This is a genomic window from Glutamicibacter sp. AOP38-B1-38, assembly GCF_052377485.1.
Lineage (GTDB): Bacteria > Actinomycetota > Actinomycetes > Actinomycetales > Micrococcaceae > Glutamicibacter.
The window spans coordinates 1-15,445 of the sequence record NZ_JBQSWU010000046.1; the positions used below are offsets into that span (position 1 = coordinate 1).

At 56.3% G+C, this 15,445-nt stretch carries 15 protein-coding genes; 4 read left to right on the forward strand and 11 right to left on the reverse strand.

Annotated features, from left to right (window positions below; translation table 11 throughout):
* Positions 1–37: 37 nt before the first annotated feature.
* Complete coding sequence (locus ACT3TP_RS17750; protein ID WP_444621196.1) at positions 38–820, reverse strand: CPBP family intramembrane glutamic endopeptidase; 783 nt, start codon at positions 818–820, stop codon at positions 38–40.
* A 35-nt stretch (positions 821–855) separates the two neighbouring features.
* Here ACT3TP_RS17750 and ACT3TP_RS17755 point away from each other — a divergent pair, with 35 nt between their 5' ends.
* Complete coding sequence (locus tag ACT3TP_RS17755; protein WP_444621197.1) at positions 856–1,242, forward strand: hypothetical protein; 387 nt, start codon at positions 856–858, stop codon at positions 1,240–1,242.
* Between the two features lie 668 nt (positions 1,243–1,910).
* On the opposite strand, the gene tpx is transcribed toward ACT3TP_RS17755, so the two are convergent.
* Complete coding sequence (gene tpx, locus ACT3TP_RS17760) at positions 1,911–2,408, reverse strand: thiol peroxidase (protein WP_444621198.1); 498 nt, start codon at positions 2,406–2,408, stop codon at positions 1,911–1,913.
* Positions 2,409–2,506: 98 nt separating this feature from the next.
* Here tpx and ACT3TP_RS17765 point away from each other — a divergent pair, with 98 nt between their 5' ends.
* A complete protein-coding gene (locus ACT3TP_RS17765) occupies positions 2,507–3,133 on the forward strand; it encodes a class I SAM-dependent methyltransferase (protein ID WP_444621199.1) in 627 nt (208 codons plus the stop codon).
* Positions 3,134–3,254: 121 nt separating this feature from the next.
* On the opposite strand, the gene hutI is transcribed toward ACT3TP_RS17765, so the two are convergent.
* From hutI to tdh, 7 genes are all read right to left on the reverse strand, one after another.
* Positions 3,255–4,442, reverse strand: coding sequence for an imidazolonepropionase (hutI, locus tag ACT3TP_RS17770; RefSeq protein WP_096256706.1), 1,188 nt, complete (start codon positions 4,440–4,442; stop codon positions 3,255–3,257).
* Positions 4,443–4,578: 136 nt separating this feature from the next.
* Positions 4,579–5,526 carry a carbohydrate ABC transporter permease gene (locus ACT3TP_RS17775; RefSeq protein WP_096256705.1) on the reverse strand — a complete coding sequence of 316 codons (948 nt, stop codon included), beginning with the start codon at positions 5,524–5,526 and terminating at the stop codon, positions 4,579–4,581.
* Positions 5,523–6,662 carry a carbohydrate ABC transporter permease gene (locus ACT3TP_RS17780; RefSeq protein ID WP_096287486.1) on the reverse strand — a complete coding sequence of 380 codons (1,140 nt, stop codon included), beginning with the start codon at positions 6,660–6,662 and terminating at the stop codon, positions 5,523–5,525. The genes ACT3TP_RS17775 and ACT3TP_RS17780 overlap by 4 nt, the downstream gene beginning before the upstream one ends.
* 67 nt (positions 6,663–6,729) lie before the next feature.
* On the reverse strand, positions 6,730–8,085 hold the full coding sequence (locus ACT3TP_RS17785; RefSeq protein ID WP_255248481.1) for an ABC transporter substrate-binding protein: 1,356 nt from the start codon (positions 8,083–8,085) through the stop codon (positions 6,730–6,732).
* A gap of 136 nt (positions 8,086–8,221) precedes the next feature.
* A complete protein-coding gene (locus tag ACT3TP_RS17790) occupies positions 8,222–9,238 on the reverse strand; it encodes a LacI family DNA-binding transcriptional regulator (protein ID WP_444621200.1) in 1,017 nt (338 codons plus the stop codon).
* Between the two features lie 88 nt (positions 9,239–9,326).
* Complete coding sequence (locus tag ACT3TP_RS17795; RefSeq protein WP_102598171.1) at positions 9,327–10,526, reverse strand: glycine C-acetyltransferase; 1,200 nt, start codon at positions 10,524–10,526, stop codon at positions 9,327–9,329.
* Between the two features lie 31 nt (positions 10,527–10,557).
* A complete protein-coding gene (tdh, locus tag ACT3TP_RS17800) occupies positions 10,558–11,610 on the reverse strand; it encodes an L-threonine 3-dehydrogenase (RefSeq protein WP_013348266.1) in 1,053 nt (350 codons plus the stop codon).
* A 135-nt stretch (positions 11,611–11,745) separates the two neighbouring features.
* Between tdh and ACT3TP_RS17805 the strand changes: the two genes are divergently transcribed.
* Positions 11,746–12,651, forward strand: a complete 906-nt coding sequence (locus tag ACT3TP_RS17805; protein WP_013348265.1) for a LysR family transcriptional regulator — start codon at positions 11,746–11,748, stop codon at positions 12,649–12,651.
* Between the two features lie 785 nt (positions 12,652–13,436).
* Here ACT3TP_RS17805 and ACT3TP_RS17810 read toward each other — a convergent pair.
* Both ACT3TP_RS17810 and ACT3TP_RS17815 read right to left on the reverse strand, forming a co-directional pair.
* The gene (locus tag ACT3TP_RS17810) at positions 13,437–13,958 is read right to left on the reverse strand and encodes a GrpB family protein (RefSeq protein ID WP_105553846.1); all 522 of its coding nucleotides are present in this window, start codon (positions 13,956–13,958) and stop codon (positions 13,437–13,439) included.
* A gap of 77 nt (positions 13,959–14,035) precedes the next feature.
* On the reverse strand, positions 14,036–14,548 hold the full coding sequence (locus tag ACT3TP_RS17815; protein ID WP_441686204.1) for a phosphotransferase-like protein: 513 nt from the start codon (positions 14,546–14,548) through the stop codon (positions 14,036–14,038).
* A 180-nt stretch (positions 14,549–14,728) separates the two neighbouring features.
* Between ACT3TP_RS17815 and ACT3TP_RS17820 the strand changes: the two genes are divergently transcribed.
* Positions 14,729–15,247: a class IV adenylate cyclase gene (locus ACT3TP_RS17820; RefSeq protein ID WP_015770623.1), complete on the forward strand. Its 519-nt coding sequence runs from the start codon at positions 14,729–14,731 to the stop codon at positions 15,245–15,247.
* Positions 15,248–15,445: the final 198 nt, after the last annotated feature.

Genomic DNA, 15,445 nt, shown 5'->3' on the forward strand with positions numbered 1-15,445 from the left:
CGTTTATTGCCATTGCGCAATGCTTGCCGTTGTGGGGTTAGCCTCCGATACCGATAGCGGGGCCGAAGAGCATGAACCCGACAAATCCCACTGCGTCCAACAAGAAGTGCGCGATCACCAACGGCATCACTCGCCCATATTTCTGGTAAATCCAACCGAAAATCACACCCATGGCTATGTTTCCCAGCATCGGGCCGACGCCTTGGTAGAGGTGGTAGCTACCGCGGATCAGCGCAGATCCGAGAATCAGCGTCCACGGTCCCAGGTTCAGCTTCTTACCGTAGGTAAACAGGAAACCGAGCATGATCACTTCTTCAAGCACCGCGTGGCGTACGGCAGAAAGCAGCAGCACCGGCACGCTCCACCAATAGTCACCAAGATTAGCCGTGGACAACGCGGTGGTTACTCCCAAGGCACGGCCTGCGGCATATACGCCCAGGGTTCCAAGGCCCATGGCAAGAAACAATTCGGCCCCAAGTAACAGATCTTTACCCGGACGGCGGAAGTCGAACCCTACATCCTTCACGCTTCGGCCCAGGGTGCGGTGCATCAAATACAGTGCGAGAAGAACCGGGATCAGTGCGAAGAAAATATCCAGCAACTGATAGGACAGGTCAAAGTATTCGCGCGTGTTTAACGGATTATTCATCGACGTGGTCTGGTCGCGCAACGGCGCACGGCTCACCTTGTCGGCGAAACTAATCAGTGAATACACCGCGCTCTGCCCCAAAGACAGGGCTAGAACCAAGATGATCTCAAACCTGAGAGTTTTGCGGGTTGCTGTCTGCTCAATTTGTTCAGCGTTCACATTTTCGATCATAGGCTGATCTGACTGTGCGCGTGCTGAGGAGCCTCATGACTAACCTGCGACAACCTGAAGTTGAGACCACCAGCAAGCTGAACAAAAAGAGTGCGAGTGAGTCGTCCTGTGGCATCGGAGGAAAAGGCGGGAAAGGCAATTTGTCGCGTTCAGTCACCGCCTCAGCTAGCTTGTCTGCAGGTGGAGGTGTGTGCATCAAAGCATTCAACGCAAATACGAACTTCACGGTCCAAAGCTCGCTAACTACAATTTTGTCTTCCGCGTCGTCTAAAATGAACTCACGTCAAATGTATGTTGCTCGCCCACAAAGCACTTTCTACATCTTCAAATGGCGGCAGTACACTGCGGGATTCAAAACTTCGAGCGGATCAGGGACTGCAATTTCTCCTACGGGAATCCAGTTCCGAGTAGTTGCTGCCTAACAAGGAATTAATCTTGAGATCAAAAAGCACTCTAATTTTCGCAACAATCGTTGCACTTGCCCTCTCATTCACAGGTTGCTCCGTTGGCAAATCAGAAATCTCCACACCATCAACAGGACCGTCGCTAGTGCCGATGCAAAAAAAATGAAATTGCGGCGACCAAAACGACCATCGAAGAAAAGATCCAAACTGTCTCAGTTGGAATTCCACTGAATGGTGGCCAATATTCAGCGGTACTTGGACGCAAAGGCGAAGACACCTCGTCCACCGTGGTATGGCAGGATGACAAGCACCAGGATCAGGGAAAGATCAAAGTCATTTGCACGCCTGAAGGTGGGACTGTTCAGGAACAGATTGATGTCAACGGCTTTTCAAGCTCGCTAAGCTTCATCGTTAATGAATTGCAGGGGCGAGATTTATCGGTTTCGATCGCCCCTACTCACTTCCTAAAAGCTAGTAAGACTGCTTAACCAATCAGCCAAACCCGCAACTCGCCGAATAAGCGAGATCTCATTCGATGTTTTACGTCCGATTCAGATCATAAACGTCTGCCGAAGTATGCGTGGAGCAAACGGTAGTCATTGACCCCATTTATTGTTTAGACGCAAAATGCCCACCCGAGCACGGGTGGGCATTTTCTGCGCATCATTATCGATGCGAACAAGCGACTAGCTCAGAGCTGCAATTGCAGCATCGTAATCTGGCTCGGTGGTGATTTCCGGAACGATCTGGGTGTAAACGACCTTGCCGGTCTCGTCCAAGACGACGACGGAACGTGCCAAGAGGCCCGCTAGTGGCCCATCTACCTGGGTCACGCCGTAGTCCGAGCCAAAATCCGAGCGGAACACGGAAGCAGCGGTCACATTTTCGATGTTCTCTGCACCGCAGAAGCGGCCCAAGGCGAATGGCAGGTCAGCGGAAACGCACACTACGGTGGTGTTTTCCAGGCCGGCAGCCAGTTCGTTGAAACGGCGAACGCTGGCAGCGCAGACACCGGTATCAACTGATGGGAAGATGTTCAGGACTACGCGGCGGCCAGCCAGCGACTCGCTGGTGACATCTGCAAGGCCGGTGTCGGTGAGGGTGAATGCTGGAGCCTGCGAGCCTACGGCTGGCAGTTCACCAATGGTCTGTTGGGGAGTTCCCTTAAAAGCAGTATTAGCCATAGGTCTTGTTTATCATGGATGCCTAATCCGGAGCCATATTTTCAGCCAACAAGCGCAAACAAGTCGCTCACGCCTTGTGCTCATGCAAGACTGTGGAGATGGGCACGAACTACGATGCATATGCGGCCAAGATGCGAGCGCTGACTCTGGACGGTACTGATTTGGAAGTAGTCGCCCGATTCACTGACATGCTATGCCACCGTGAATCACAGGTTCTGGACATCGGCTGCGGCGTGGGCAATACGGTCAATGCGCTGCGCCGCATGGGACACCATGCCTACGGCATAGACCCCACACCCCAAGTCCTGGAGGTAGCTGCAGAGCTATTCGACGGGACCTGGTTCAGGCAGCTGTCAGCGAATCAGCTGGAGAGCGCCTCTTTGCGCAGCCATGGCCTGCCCGAACAGTACGACGCCATTTTGCTGGCCGGCAATGTTCCGGCATTCATCCCACGCGAACAGCTACGGGGAATTTTCAGTTTGGCCGATCAGGTGCGCAGTTCTTCGGGCGTGCTCACTATCGGCACCACCAGCCATACCAAAGGCGGGTCAGCAGACCAGGACGAGCTTCGCCAAGGTACTTCGCTGCAACTGATGCAACGATTCTCCGACTGGCATTTATCTCCCTACCAGTCAGATTCCCCGTGGTCGGTCAGCGTCTACGCGCACATCAAGCAGCGTTCCGGGTTCCCGAGCCCAGACGGAATATTCGTATTGCCGTCCTAGTCTCATGGACAGTGAGAGTCGAAATGGCGGCTACCATTTCATCGGCTTCCTCACTCGCCGGCGGGAATCCCCGAGCATAGTGTCCGGTGCAGCACGGTTCTCGGTGGCCTGCGGCAAACCGCTAGATTGCTTTGCCGGCCCGATATACGCTGTGGGTCAGGTTCATTCCGGGACGGTATGCCAGATGCGCAGCAACCGGAGCGTCAAGCACATGCAGATCAGCACGTTTGCCTACCTCGATGGAACCGGTTTGGCCGGCAACTCCGAGGGCCAAGGCGCCGCCGTAGGTTGCCGCTTCGATTGCCTCAGCCAGCGACAGGTTCATTTGGAGCACTGCGGTAGCCACGCAGAAGTTCATATTGCTCGTGTAGCTGGTACCCGGATTGCAGTTGCTGGCCAAAGCAATTCGCACACCTGCATCAAGCAGTTCGCGGCCCGGTGCAAGCGGCTGTCGCGTAGACAGGTCGCAGGCGGGCAAGCAGGTTGCTACCGTGCCCGGAGTTCCTGTCCGTGTGGCTGAGTCCCAGCCGGCCCAGCTTCCGGCGAGCGCCTGGATGTCCTCTTCCTCCAGATAATTCACGTGGTCTACAGAGTGGCTGCCGAACTCCACTGCCAGCTGCACTCCTGGGCCAGGACCCAGCTGGTTTCCGTGGACCTTGGTCGCCAGTCCCTTTGCCCTTGCCGCTTCCAGGACCCGGCGCGATTGTTCTTCAGTGAAAGCTCCGCGTTCGCAGAAGACATCGACGAAGTCAACGTTATCTGCCACGGCATCCAGCATCGGGCCAGTTACCAACTCCGTGTACTCATCGGCATCCCATCCTGCAGGTACCAAGTGCGCACCGAGGAAGGTCAAGGAATCAACCAGCGGTTTGCCCAGCACCGAATGCCGGGTCTCTTCATCCACTGCCAGGCCATAACCGGTCTTGGTTTCCATCCATGTGGTGCCCATTGCCAGAGCTTCCGCCCGGCGTGCAGCCACAGCTTCGTTCAGCTCGTTATCGGAAAGCTGGCTGGTAGCTGAAGTGGTGACCGCGATGCCGCCGGCGGCATACGACTGCCCGGCCATGCGCGCCACGAATTCTTCGGCCCGGTCGCCCCCGAAAATCAGGTGGCTGTGGGAGTCAACCCAGCCGGGCAAAACCGCACGCCCGCCGAGATCAATCGATTCATCGGCTTGCGGTGCCTGGCCCATGTCACCGACCCATGCGATCAGGCTGTCTTGGATCAGCACCGCGGCGTGTTCCAGCACCCGGGCGTTTTGGTCAACCGTAGTCAGCTGTCCAATGTTGGTAAGCAACAGGGTTGCCATGAGAATTCCGCCTTCGTGGTGTTGCTGGTCCTTTAGGCATGAGCCTACCTAGGATCCATGGCTTGGGAACAGAGAACCAGAGGGTGTCCGTCTGAGATTTCAGACGGACACCCTCTGGTTGTGGAACGAGCTCGACTTAGCCCTTGCTGGCTCCTGCCAGCAAACCTCGCACGAAGAATCGTTGCAGTGCGAAGAAGACAACCAGCGGAATGATCATCGAGATGAACGCTCCGGCTGTGAGCAGCTCCCACGATTGGCCATAAGAACCTGAGAGGTCTTGAAGCGCCTTGGTAATCGGAAGTTCCCCACCGGAGGTGAAGACCGTGGCCACCAGCAAGTCATTCCATACCCAGAGGAATTGGAAAATTCCAAACGACGCGATGGCAGGAGTCGCCAGCGGAAGGACGATACGAGTGAATATAGTTCCGTGCCCGGCACCGTCTACTCGTGCAGCTTCAATGACTTCTTCCGGGATTTCCGAAATGAAGTTATGCAGCATGAAGATCGCCAGAGGCAAGGCGAAAATCGTATGGGCAATCCAAACCTTGGCATAGGCCCCGTCGAGCCCATTAACGCCTAGCCCGGGAAGGATATACAACCCACCGATTTTCACGCCATCGGAAAACATCTGCAGCAGTGGAACCAGCGCCATCTGGATCGGGACAATCTGCAATGCAAAGACCAAGATGAATAGAGTGTTGCGCCCTTTGAAATTGATCCAGGCAAAAGCGTAGGCCGCCAAGCTGGCAATGATGATCGGGATGATGGCAGCCGGGATCGTAATGACCAAGGAGTTCAAGAACGCCTTGGACAGCGGCAAGCTGTCGCCCGAGACGAACGCTTGCGCGTAGTTCTCCAGCGTAAATGACGGGTTGGACAGGGCCGTCCACCAACCAGTGGTTTTGATGTCGTTGGCTTCACGGAATGAGGAGACAAAAAGCCCAAATGTCGGGATGGTCCAGATCGCGGCGATAAGGAACGCAGCGGCCGTGGCAATTCGAGACGAACTGGCCTTGCGCAGTTTCCCGCCGGTTTTTTCGGTGGCTTTAAGCAAGCGGCGCGAGGAATCACTGACCGTACTCATCGAGTGCCTCCTTGTTTCTTTTGCTGGCGAACGTTGTAGATGATGATCGGAAGCACCAGGACAAACAGGACTACTGCCAATGCGGAGCTGTAACCGGTGCGGCTGCCCAGCTGGAACTGCCGGACCATTTCGTAGGCCAGAACCGTGGTCTCGGAGCGTCCACCGGTCATGGAGGACACGATGTCATAGACCTTCAGCGAAGCAATGGAAATGGTGGTCAGCACAACGATGACCGATGAGCGGATTCCCGGCAGCGTGACATTCATGAAGCTCTGCCACGGGGTGGTGCCGTCCAAGGCAGCTGCTTCAAGCTGTTCGGCAGGGACCGCTTTAATTGCCGCGGACAGAATCACCATGGCGAAGCCAGCTTGGGTCCAGATCAGGATGATGACCAGGAACAGGGTGTTCCATGGTTCCAGTCCTAGCCAGTCCACCGGTTTCGCCCCGAAGGCGGTGATGATTGCGTTCAATACGCCAATTTGTTCGCCTTGCCGCGCATCATAGAAGAATTTGAAGATGATCGACGCGCCAACAAATGAAATTGCCATCGGCATGAAAACGAGCAGCTTGAAGAACTTCTCACCACGGCTCTTGTCGATGAAGGCGGCGTAGGCCAAGCCGATAATCGTTGAAACCACCGGGGCTACCAAGACCCAGACCAGCGTATTGAGCAGGGCGGTCAAGCCATCGGGGCTGGCAAAGACCCAGGCGAAGTTCGCCAGCCCGGCAAATCCGGAGCCGTCGTTGGTCATGAAAGCACTAATTGCTGTTCGGATGGTTGGGTAAATCAGCCCTATTGCCAGCAAGATCATGGCCGGGGCCAGGAATCCTGTTAGCTGAAGAAAAGTGCCGGCCCCCGACCGTGAGCGGCGGTCATAGAAATACACGGCAAGACCGAGAACGGCAGCCACTGCGGCGACCCACATGACCGAGGCATATAGCCCGAGCAATAAGAGTATTACTACAGGAACGAGCACGGAGGCGAGCAAACGAAGAATTGCGAAGCCACGTCCACGGTTCGTAGAAACCTCAACGAACGCAAGTACCAGGCCGATCACCACGGCAAAGGAAAGCAAAATTACCGGTATTTGAAGAAGCGGTGACAAGCCGGCAAGCCACTGGAAAAAATCAGACACGAGTCATATCTCCTTTAAAGCTGGAGAAGGCCGGTTGAACCGGCCTCCCCCACTTATTCACTGGTGACTAAGAGTCGTAACCGGCTTGGATGTTCTCTAGAACTTCATTGGTGGGCTTCCCATCGATCCAGTCCACAATTCCCTTCCAGAAGGAATCGGCACCGACGCTCTTTGGCATCAGGTCAGATCCGTCGAAACGGAAAGTGGTGCTTGGATCCTGCAGCAGTTCCACCGCAGAGCGCAGCAGATCACTGCTGGCATTTTCTGGATCAAGGCCGGAGTTTGCCGAGATCACGCCACCGAGCTTAACTCGGCTATTGGCCCAGTCTGCACTGGCCAGGTATTCCTGCACCTTCGCAGTGTCTTCGTCGTTCGAGAAGGCCGCGACGAATTCGCCACCGCCGACAACCGAAGTTGGATCACCCTCGTTGAATTGTGGTGCGATGAATGCCCAGACATCTCCGTCAGGAGCTACCGTAGGTGTTTCACCGTCTGCGTTCTTGGCATCAAGGATGAAGCCTTCGAGGAATGAAGCCTGGTGGGTCAGCGGGCAAGTGCCCTTGGCAACTGCGGTGCCGATGTCACCAAACGCGGTGGCATTAATGGACTTTACATCTCCATAGCCTGCGTTGACCTGCTTTGGATCCAGCAAGATCTCGCCAACTGAATCAAATGCGCTGGTGATTTCTGGCGAGGTGAATTCCAGTTCTCCGGACACCCATTTGTCATAGGCTTCGGTACCCGACTGGCGCAGGACAGCGTCCTCAATCCAGTCAGTGCCTGGCCAACCCGATGCTTCGCCCGAGGCAAATCCTGCACACCAGGCAGGCTCATCGGTCTTCTTGGTAATTTCGGTTCCCAGCGCGGTCATTTCGTCCCAAGTCTTGGGAACGCTGACGCCCCATTCCTCGAACTGCTTGGGCGAATACCAGATGTAGCCCTTGACGCTGGCCATCAGCGGAGCACCATACTGGACGCCGTCCACCTTGCCGTAGTTCTGCCAGTCCTCAGACCAGTTCTTCCCCACTTCAGCTTGGGCGCCTTCAGGAAGTTTCTGCACCTTGCCCGAAGCTACGGTAGCTTCCAGCAAACCTGGCTGAGGGAAGACTGCTAGGTCAGGCGTATCTCCGCCCTGGACCTTGATGCCCAACTGGGATTCGAAGTTCTTGTCGCCGGTGTAGCGGATCTTGATGCCGTTCTCTTCAGACCAGTCGGCCCAGGACTTCTCGAGCAGCTCAGCTTCGGTGCCAGTGACTGGTCCGTAGACATCCACTACTCCGTCGGATTCGGCAACTTGGGTCTCCCCGCCTTGGGCATTGGGATCATTGGGATCTGCTCCCCCGGAGCAACCGGCCAGCAGCAAACCGATTGAGGCCACGGAAAGAGCGGGAACGAGCTTCAACCCACGTTTTGTTTTCTTCATGATGCCTTCCACTTTTGAGTTGTACCCTGCGGGAAGTTCCAGCTTGGCACGACTGATCCCCTCCATAGTGACGCAGATCATCGACGCGCGTCAACTGCCGAGCGCACGAGACCCGGAGAAAATCCTCAAGAGGGGGCTAAGCGGGAGCTATTCCAGAACTTTCCCTGATCACCATGACGGGAGTGAAGAGCTGTTGAATGACGTCGCTGGATCGGCCTTCGATCTGTTCCACCAGCGCGTCAACCGCGGTGTGGGCAATAACTTCACCGGAAGGTGCCACCGTGGTCAGCGCAGGCGAAACCATTTCTGCCGAACGGTCACCGATTCCCAAAGCGACAACCGAGACGTCCGCTGGAATCGACAAGCCAGCCATTCCTGCAGCATTCAGGAAACCAGCAGTGGCGAACTCTTTGAGTCCTACCACCGCACTCGGGCGCGGGTTGAATTTCAGGTAGCCGTCCAAGGCTTGCCGGCCACCGCGGGCGTTATTCTCCACGGGCATCTCAACAATTGACATATTCTGTGCCTGCGCTGATTCGGTGATGGCTCGTGCGGTACGGATTGCCGGGCCATTGCCAGCGGCCTGATCTTGTTGCGAAACATTGATGTACATGATGGATCGGTGACCCAATCCGGCCAGATGCTCTATTGCTAGGCGTCCTGCTTCAGCGAAATCATTGTCAACATAAATCACGTCATCGCTGTCATCGGGCCGGCCAATGGAAGCGAAAGGAATTTTGGCGCGACGCAGAACATCAAAGCGCGGATCAGAAACTGAAACCTCCATGAGCAGCACTCCGGCCACTAATTTCTGGGCAACAAGGCTTTCCATGCCCATGACGTCGGTCATCGGGTTGGACCAGAGCAGCATGTGATAGCCCAGGGCACGAGCCCGCTCCATGGCCGCAGTGACATACTCGAACTCAGTGGATGAGTAGCCGTCAACACTGGTTGGAAAATGCAATGCAAGGATGCCGCGACGTGCACCCGCCAGCCCCTGAGCAAAAGCGTTCGGGGTGTAATTCAAGTCCCGCATGGCGGCCAAAACCCTGGTCTTGGTCGCATCTGAGATGGTGCGCCGTCCACTGATCACGTAGGAAACGGTACTGGGAGATACGCCGGCAAGGCGTGCAACATCATCTCTTGTAGCCATTTGTCCTCCGCTTCAACATGCAGTTACGTAGCTTCTATTGAAACACGTCAGTGAACGGGCGCACTGTCAACAGCTGTGCAAATGCCGGCTACCGGCTGGCTACGAATGCCTGCACGCAGGCTTCGATATCCTCAGCCGAATGCGCAGCAGAAAGCTGGACTCGGATACGCGCGGCACCCTTTGGCACCACAGGGAAGCTGAAGGCGGTCACGAAGACGCCCTGCTCCAGCATCTTGCCTGCAACTTCTGCGGCCTTGACCGCATCGCCGAACATCACTGGAATGATGGCATGCTCGCCTTCGAGCAATTCAAAGCCCTCTTCGCTCATGCGGCGGCGGAAGTGCGCTGCGTTCTCGAAGAGCTTCTCGCGCAGGTCCCCGGAATCAACAACCAGATCCAGCGCCTTCAACGTAGCAGCCACGATCGATGGCGCCAGCGAGTTGGAGAACAGGTACGGGCGGGCCTTCTGGCGCAGCATCGCAACAATTTCCCCGCGGCCGGATACGTAGCCGCCCGAAGCGCCGCCCAAGGCCTTGCCGAAGGTGCCGGTGTAGATGTCCACCCGGTCCGAAACCCCTGCGTGCTCCGGGGTGCCGGCGCCGGTTGCGCCCATGAAGCCCACTGCGTGGGAGTCATCGACCATGACCAGTGCGTTGTACTTGTCGGCCAAATCGCAGATGGCTTCCAGTGGGGCCAGGTAGCCGTCCATGGAGAACACGCCATCGGTGACGATGATGGTGCGGCGTGCACCAGCCCCGTCATTTAGCTGCGCGGCGGCCTGCAGCTGGGTTTCCAGATCCGCCATGTCCTGGTTGGCGTAGCGGAAGCGGGCGGCTTTGGACAAGCGGATGCCGTCGATGATCGAAGCGTGGTTCAACGCATCGGAAATGATGGCATCTTCCTTGCCGAACAGCGATTCGAAAACGCCGCCGTTGGCATCGAAGCAGCTGGAGAACAAGATGGTGTCCTCGGTGCCCAGGAACTCGGAGAGCTTGGCTTCCAATTCCAGGTGCAGGTCCTGGGTGCCGCAGATGAAGCGGACCGAGGCCATGCCGAAGCCGCGCTCATCCATGGCGTTCTTGGCCGCATCGATGATCTGCTGGTTGTCAGCCAAGCCAAGGTAGTTGTTGGCGCAGAAGTTCAGCACCTGACGGGCGTCATCGCCCAGCGAGCCGGCCATGATGGAGGCCGACTGGGCGGAATCGATGTGGCGTTCTGCCTTGAACAGGCCAGAGGTCTTCAACTCTTCGAGTTCGGCGGCAAGCTGGCCTTTTAGATCCGTGTACATTGCAAATGCTCCTTGTAGATGCGAGAAATTCTTAGCCTGAGAAAACAGTCCAGTCGAGCACGACCTTGCCGCCGTGGCCGCTGCGGGCCGCTTCAAAGCCCTGCTGCCACTCGGTAGCTGGAAGGAAGTCGGTGACCACCGAGGAAATGCGTTCGCGCATGACCTCTGAAGAGGTCAGCATGGCGCTCATGGCGTACCAGGTCTCGAACATTTCGCGGCCGTAGATGCCCTTCAGTGTGAGCATGTGGGTGACGACCTTGCCCCAGTTGATGTCAATTGAGGTGCTTGGCAGGCCCAGCATGCAGATCTTGCCGCCATGGTTCATGTTCTCGATCATTTCCGGCAGGGCAGTCTTGTGGCCGGACATTTCCATGCCGTAGTCGAAGCCTTCAACCATGCCCAGCTTCTGCTGGGCTTCCTTGATGCGCGTGTTCGCTACATTCACGGCCAGGTCTATGCCCATGGTCTTTGCCAGTTCCAAGCGCTGCTCGGAAACATCGGTGATGGCGATGTTGCGTGCACCTACATGGCGGGCAACTGCCGCGGCCATCAGGCCGATAGGACCAGCACCGGTAATCAGCACGTCTTCGCCAACCATGGGGAACTGCAGTGCGGTGTGCACGGCATTGCCGAACGGATCGAAGATCGCGCCGAGCAGCGGGGTGATGCGCTCATCGCGGTGGATGTAGACATTGCTTTCGGGAATGACGACGAATTCTGCGAAGGCGCCGTCGCGCTGCACACCGACCGAGTCGACATTGATGCACATCTGCTTGCGTCCGGCGCGGCAGTTGCGGCACAGGCCGCACACTACGTGGCCTTCACCGGAAACACGGTCGCCAACCTTGACCCCGTGCACGAAATCGCCGATTTCCACGACTTCGCCGTAGAACTCGTGGCCCGGAACCAGCGGGGTGTTGATCATGGCCTTGGCTGCATCGTCGTAGGCTTCGATGTGCAGATCGGTACCGCAGATACCCGCGGTCATGACGCGGATCTTGACCTCGTGGGCGCCGGTCTCTGGTTCTGGGCGATCAACGAGTTCCAGCCCCGCGTGCGGGCCGGACTTGTACAGTGCTTTCATGCGGGTTCCTTTGGATTGGGCACCTGGGTGCGCGCAACACAGACATGGGGTCGCTTCAAGTGTCGCACCCGACAGCACGGTACAACACCTTAGAAGATCACTGATTTACTGATCCAACGATTTAGAATTTACTTCATGGAATTACATCAGTTGAGGATTCTGCGTGAACTCGCGGATTTGGGCAGCGTCAACGCCGTGGCGAAGGCCCTTTTTGTCTCGCCCTCGGCGGTCTCGCAGCATTTGGCCCAACTGCAGCGCAATTTCCCTGTGCCACTGACACAGAAGGACGGACGCAGGCTGGTCCTGACAACCGAGGGAAAACTGCTGGCCTCCGCCGCGACGTCAGTCGCTTCGACCCTGGCCGAGGCGTCGGCGAGGATCCGCACCCAGGAGCAAGAGCGGGACACACCCATTCGCATCGCGGGATTCCATTCCATTGGGCAGACCATTTTCGCCCCGTTGCTAACCTACCCGGAAGGCCAATTGCCCCCGCTGCACTTTTCCGACGAAGATGTCTCGCAGCAGGATTTTCCGGCGCTGACCTCGACGTACGATTTGGTGCTGGCGCACCGGATGCCGCACACGGACCCATGGCCCGAAGACCGAATCAGTGTTATACCTCTGGCTTTCGAACCGCTGGACGTGGCGATCCACCGAGATCATCCACTGGCCAAATTCGGAGAGCTCTCCCCCGAGCAGGTGATCGACGAACCCTGGGTCGTTTCCCGCTCAGGATTCTCACCGGCTGACGTTCTGGAAACCATCGCCGCGCTTGCCGGTAAAGCCCCGCGGATCGAGCACCGGGTCAACGATTACGCCACCGCCGGCGCCTTAGTTGAAGCCAGTGGTTGTCTGGGAATCCTCCCACGTTTCACAGCACGAAAGACTTTGGATGAAACGGTGACTTTACGACCAATCAAGGGATTGAATTCAGGGAGACAAATCGACCTTTTATTGAGAGCCGAGCACCTGCATCGAATTACTATCAATGATGTCATCGAGGCGATCAGGAGCACCGTGAAACGCTTGGTCATCAACTGATTCAGCACCTCGGGCAACACGCGGTTTCAACCGTTCCGAGTACGCGGCTACCAAGCTCCCTTGATCGAGAAACACGCGCTCTCCAACTGCTGCACCTTGAACAGCTAAGCCCTCGCTCAGCATGCCTTGCATCAATTTTGTTCTAGACCGTGCGGCTGACGGTCTCCGGCTCCGTACCGACGGCCACCCTTGGAATTCGGGTTCTGCAAGCCGGCCAGTTCGCTGCTTCGTTTCACTTTCCAAGCCCTGCGAACGGAAGTGGCTGGCTACTCTGGAAGTGAATTGCCGAACAAGCGGAACCCTCTTTAATCTATTTCGTTCATAGCCTCGGCTGTTGGCATATACCGGCTGGTCGGCCGTCGGCAATGCATCTTCCAAACAGTGGAAACAGGCAACAGCCTGGCGAACGTTTTCATCAGGACCGGGGCTTCAGGCCAAATGAACAGAGGGCTAGTCTCCGTAAAAGAGAGTGTCCAAGAATCAACATTTCCCACGAATAGCGCACGAGCACCAGCGCACGATCGAGCAACAACAGAAGTTTCCTTCCCCAGAACCGATGTGGCGCCTTTCGCTCATTTCCCATGTCCCGCATAAGGCTCCTTCACCGGGCATTTTCTCGGGCGGAGTATATGGGAATCTGGAATGTTTGAAAACTCGGAGTTTCAAAAATTAGCCGAGTCAAGAACACGTATGTCCCGTATGACGACCGTCTTACGGGACATATTGAACGTACAGATCAAATGACCTGCGCGGACACTTATCTAGAGCCAAAATCTTCGCAGAAACTACTCACCCGCAATGACGCGCGAGATAAATTGAGCTTTTCCGTTGTTGTAGGAGAGCCGGTCAGTGCTGTAGCGGTCAGCGAGACCGGACTTAAGCGTGGCGTATTCGGCGGCAAGATTCGGATCGGCTCGAAGCTTTTCGCGGAAACGCAACACGTCGTGTTCCCAAGCTGATCCTTCTTCGCAGACGTGTATGTGCACGACGCGAGGTTCACCGGCTGGTGGGCGAAAGAATCGGTGGTCGGGTTCGCGTTGCCGAAGCACGAGACCTAACGATTCAAGTCCAGGACGATAGGCCGATTCATCGTTTATATCTGGCACAGATACTTGTAGGTCAAGTACGGGCTTGGCGATCAGGCCAGGGATCGATGTTGACCCTACATGTTCTATTCGCGCAACCGTGGGAACGATGGCCGATTGGATTCGGTTAGACCATTCAGCCGCTACCAATGGCCACAGTGGATCAGCTTCCTTTAGTTCCACTGGCTCCCCACCAGGCTTATCAAACCACTCATTTGTCATGATCCAATTCTCACCCAAATTTCCCGCTCAAGGTTCCCCCTGCGGACTCGGCTCCAGCGTGACACGCGTGATGGGCATTAGAACCATTGACAGTCATTGGCGATATGTCGAGTCGCCTCACTGAGCGACACTTCGGCGTCGAAAACGGTCTCATCGATCCCCGAAAGTGCGTCTTGGTCAATCCACCACTGACGCATTTCCGTCGCGCCGAAACGGTCAGAAACATCCTTGGTTAGGTGTCGCCGGAGCGTCTCGTCAAAGGTTAGATTGTATCGGTAGGAGAAGCTTTGTCCCTGATGGTCGGAGGTCAGGGTGCGGAGCATCGAGCCATAGATCGACTCCTTGAGAATACCCTCAACAACTACATGGAACCCTTGCGCGAGAGCGTAACGGGCAGTCAGGTCAATGAGTCCAACGGCGGCATTTTCTGGGTCATCTCTGACGTGAAGGACTTGGCGCCTCAAAACGTCTTGACCAACTATGGCAACCTCGCGGGGCTTGATCTTTCGGATAGCTCGCGCCAATGAAGATTTACCACTGCCCGAATTACCTCTGACGATGATGAGGCGTGTTTCATCACTACCAGCCATGACACTGTCCTCGACTCTTTGGTTCACTTGTACGTCAATCAATTATGTCCGTCGTATACATCTCGACGTGCCACGACCCACGAATCTGCACTCACTCTTGCTCATATGTTCCGCAGGAGGTTCGGCCTACGGGCAGTCCCTGATGGGCACTCGACGATAACGACGTGGTTTAGTGGATTCATGCCGACGAATATCGAAATCAAAGCCCGCGTGGCCAGCCTCAAGACCCTGATTCCGGTTGTCGCGTCTTTGGCAGATGCAGGGCCAGAGCATGTTGCCCAAGACGATACCTTTTTCGTTTGCCCCAATGGCAGGCTCAAGCTCCGGGTCCTTGACGACCGACACGGTGTACTGATCTTCTACCGCAGGGCAGATCAGCTCGGTCCCAAAACATCCTTCTACATCCATTCGGAGACAGCCGACCCCGAGGGGTTGCGATCGGTCTTGGCCCTCGCCTACGGCGAGGCCGGACGGGTTCGGAAGCACCGAATGGTGTTTCAGATCGGTCAGGCCAGGGTGCACCTCGATCGCGTTGAAGGACTGGGCGAGTTCGTGGAACTGGAAGTGACCGTGGGCGACAAAATGGACTCTGAGGCAGCAATTTCGGAAGCACACCGGCTCGTTGAAGCATTCGGAATTGAGGAAAGCGCGCTAGTGACGGGTGCGTATCTGGACCTGCACGAAACCAAAATCAATTAAGCGCAGTAAGCGGCTCCTGAGAAAAACTCACGATCGGGGGAAATCCGTCCCAGTAGGGGTTCCGCTTGCGGGCGCTCCAATAGAGGGCCGGCTTACCGGAACTGAGCTCGCGTTTACATCAACTGGACTCGTTGTACTAGATAATTGACGGATGAGAACTATCAGCAGTGAACGATTGATCATGCGGCCATGGGATGC

Excerpts from the sequence above, each read along its gene's own strand:
- hutI (WP_096256706.1), bottom strand. The coding sequence starts at position 4,442 with ATGGCAACCCTGTTGCTTACCAACATTGGACAGCTGACTACGGTTGAC.
- tdh (WP_013348266.1), bottom strand. The coding sequence starts at position 11,610 with ATGAAAGCACTGTACAAGTCCGGCCCGCACGCGGGGCTGGAACTCGTT.
- ACT3TP_RS17750 (WP_444621196.1), bottom strand. The coding sequence starts at position 820 with ATGATCGAAAATGTGAACGCTGAACAAATTGAGCAGACAGCAACCCGC.
- ACT3TP_RS17775 (WP_096256705.1), bottom strand. The coding sequence starts at position 5,526 with ATGAGTACGGTCAGTGATTCCTCGCGCCGCTTGCTTAAAGCCACCGAA.
- ACT3TP_RS17790 (WP_444621200.1), bottom strand. The coding sequence starts at position 9,238 with ATGGCTACAAGAGATGATGTTGCACGCCTTGCCGGCGTATCTCCCAGT.
- ACT3TP_RS17785 (WP_255248481.1), bottom strand. The coding sequence starts at position 8,085 with ATGAAGAAAACAAAACGTGGGTTGAAGCTCGTTCCCGCTCTTTCCGTG.
- ACT3TP_RS17755 (WP_444621197.1), top strand. The coding sequence starts at position 856 with ATGACTAACCTGCGACAACCTGAAGTTGAGACCACCAGCAAGCTGAAC.
- ACT3TP_RS17815 (WP_441686204.1), bottom strand. The coding sequence starts at position 14,548 with ATGGCTGGTAGTGATGAAACACGCCTCATCATCGTCAGAGGTAATTCG.
- ACT3TP_RS17765 (WP_444621199.1), top strand. The coding sequence starts at position 2,507 with ATGGGCACGAACTACGATGCATATGCGGCCAAGATGCGAGCGCTGACT.
- ACT3TP_RS17820 (WP_015770623.1), top strand. The coding sequence starts at position 14,729 with ATGCCGACGAATATCGAAATCAAAGCCCGCGTGGCCAGCCTCAAGACC.
- ACT3TP_RS17795 (WP_102598171.1), bottom strand. The coding sequence starts at position 10,526 with ATGTACACGGATCTAAAAGGCCAGCTTGCCGCCGAACTCGAAGAGTTG.
- tpx (WP_444621198.1), bottom strand. The coding sequence starts at position 2,408 with ATGGCTAATACTGCTTTTAAGGGAACTCCCCAACAGACCATTGGTGAA.
- ACT3TP_RS17810 (WP_105553846.1), bottom strand. The coding sequence starts at position 13,958 with ATGACAAATGAGTGGTTTGATAAGCCTGGTGGGGAGCCAGTGGAACTA.
- ACT3TP_RS17805 (WP_013348265.1), top strand. The coding sequence starts at position 11,746 with ATGGAATTACATCAGTTGAGGATTCTGCGTGAACTCGCGGATTTGGGC.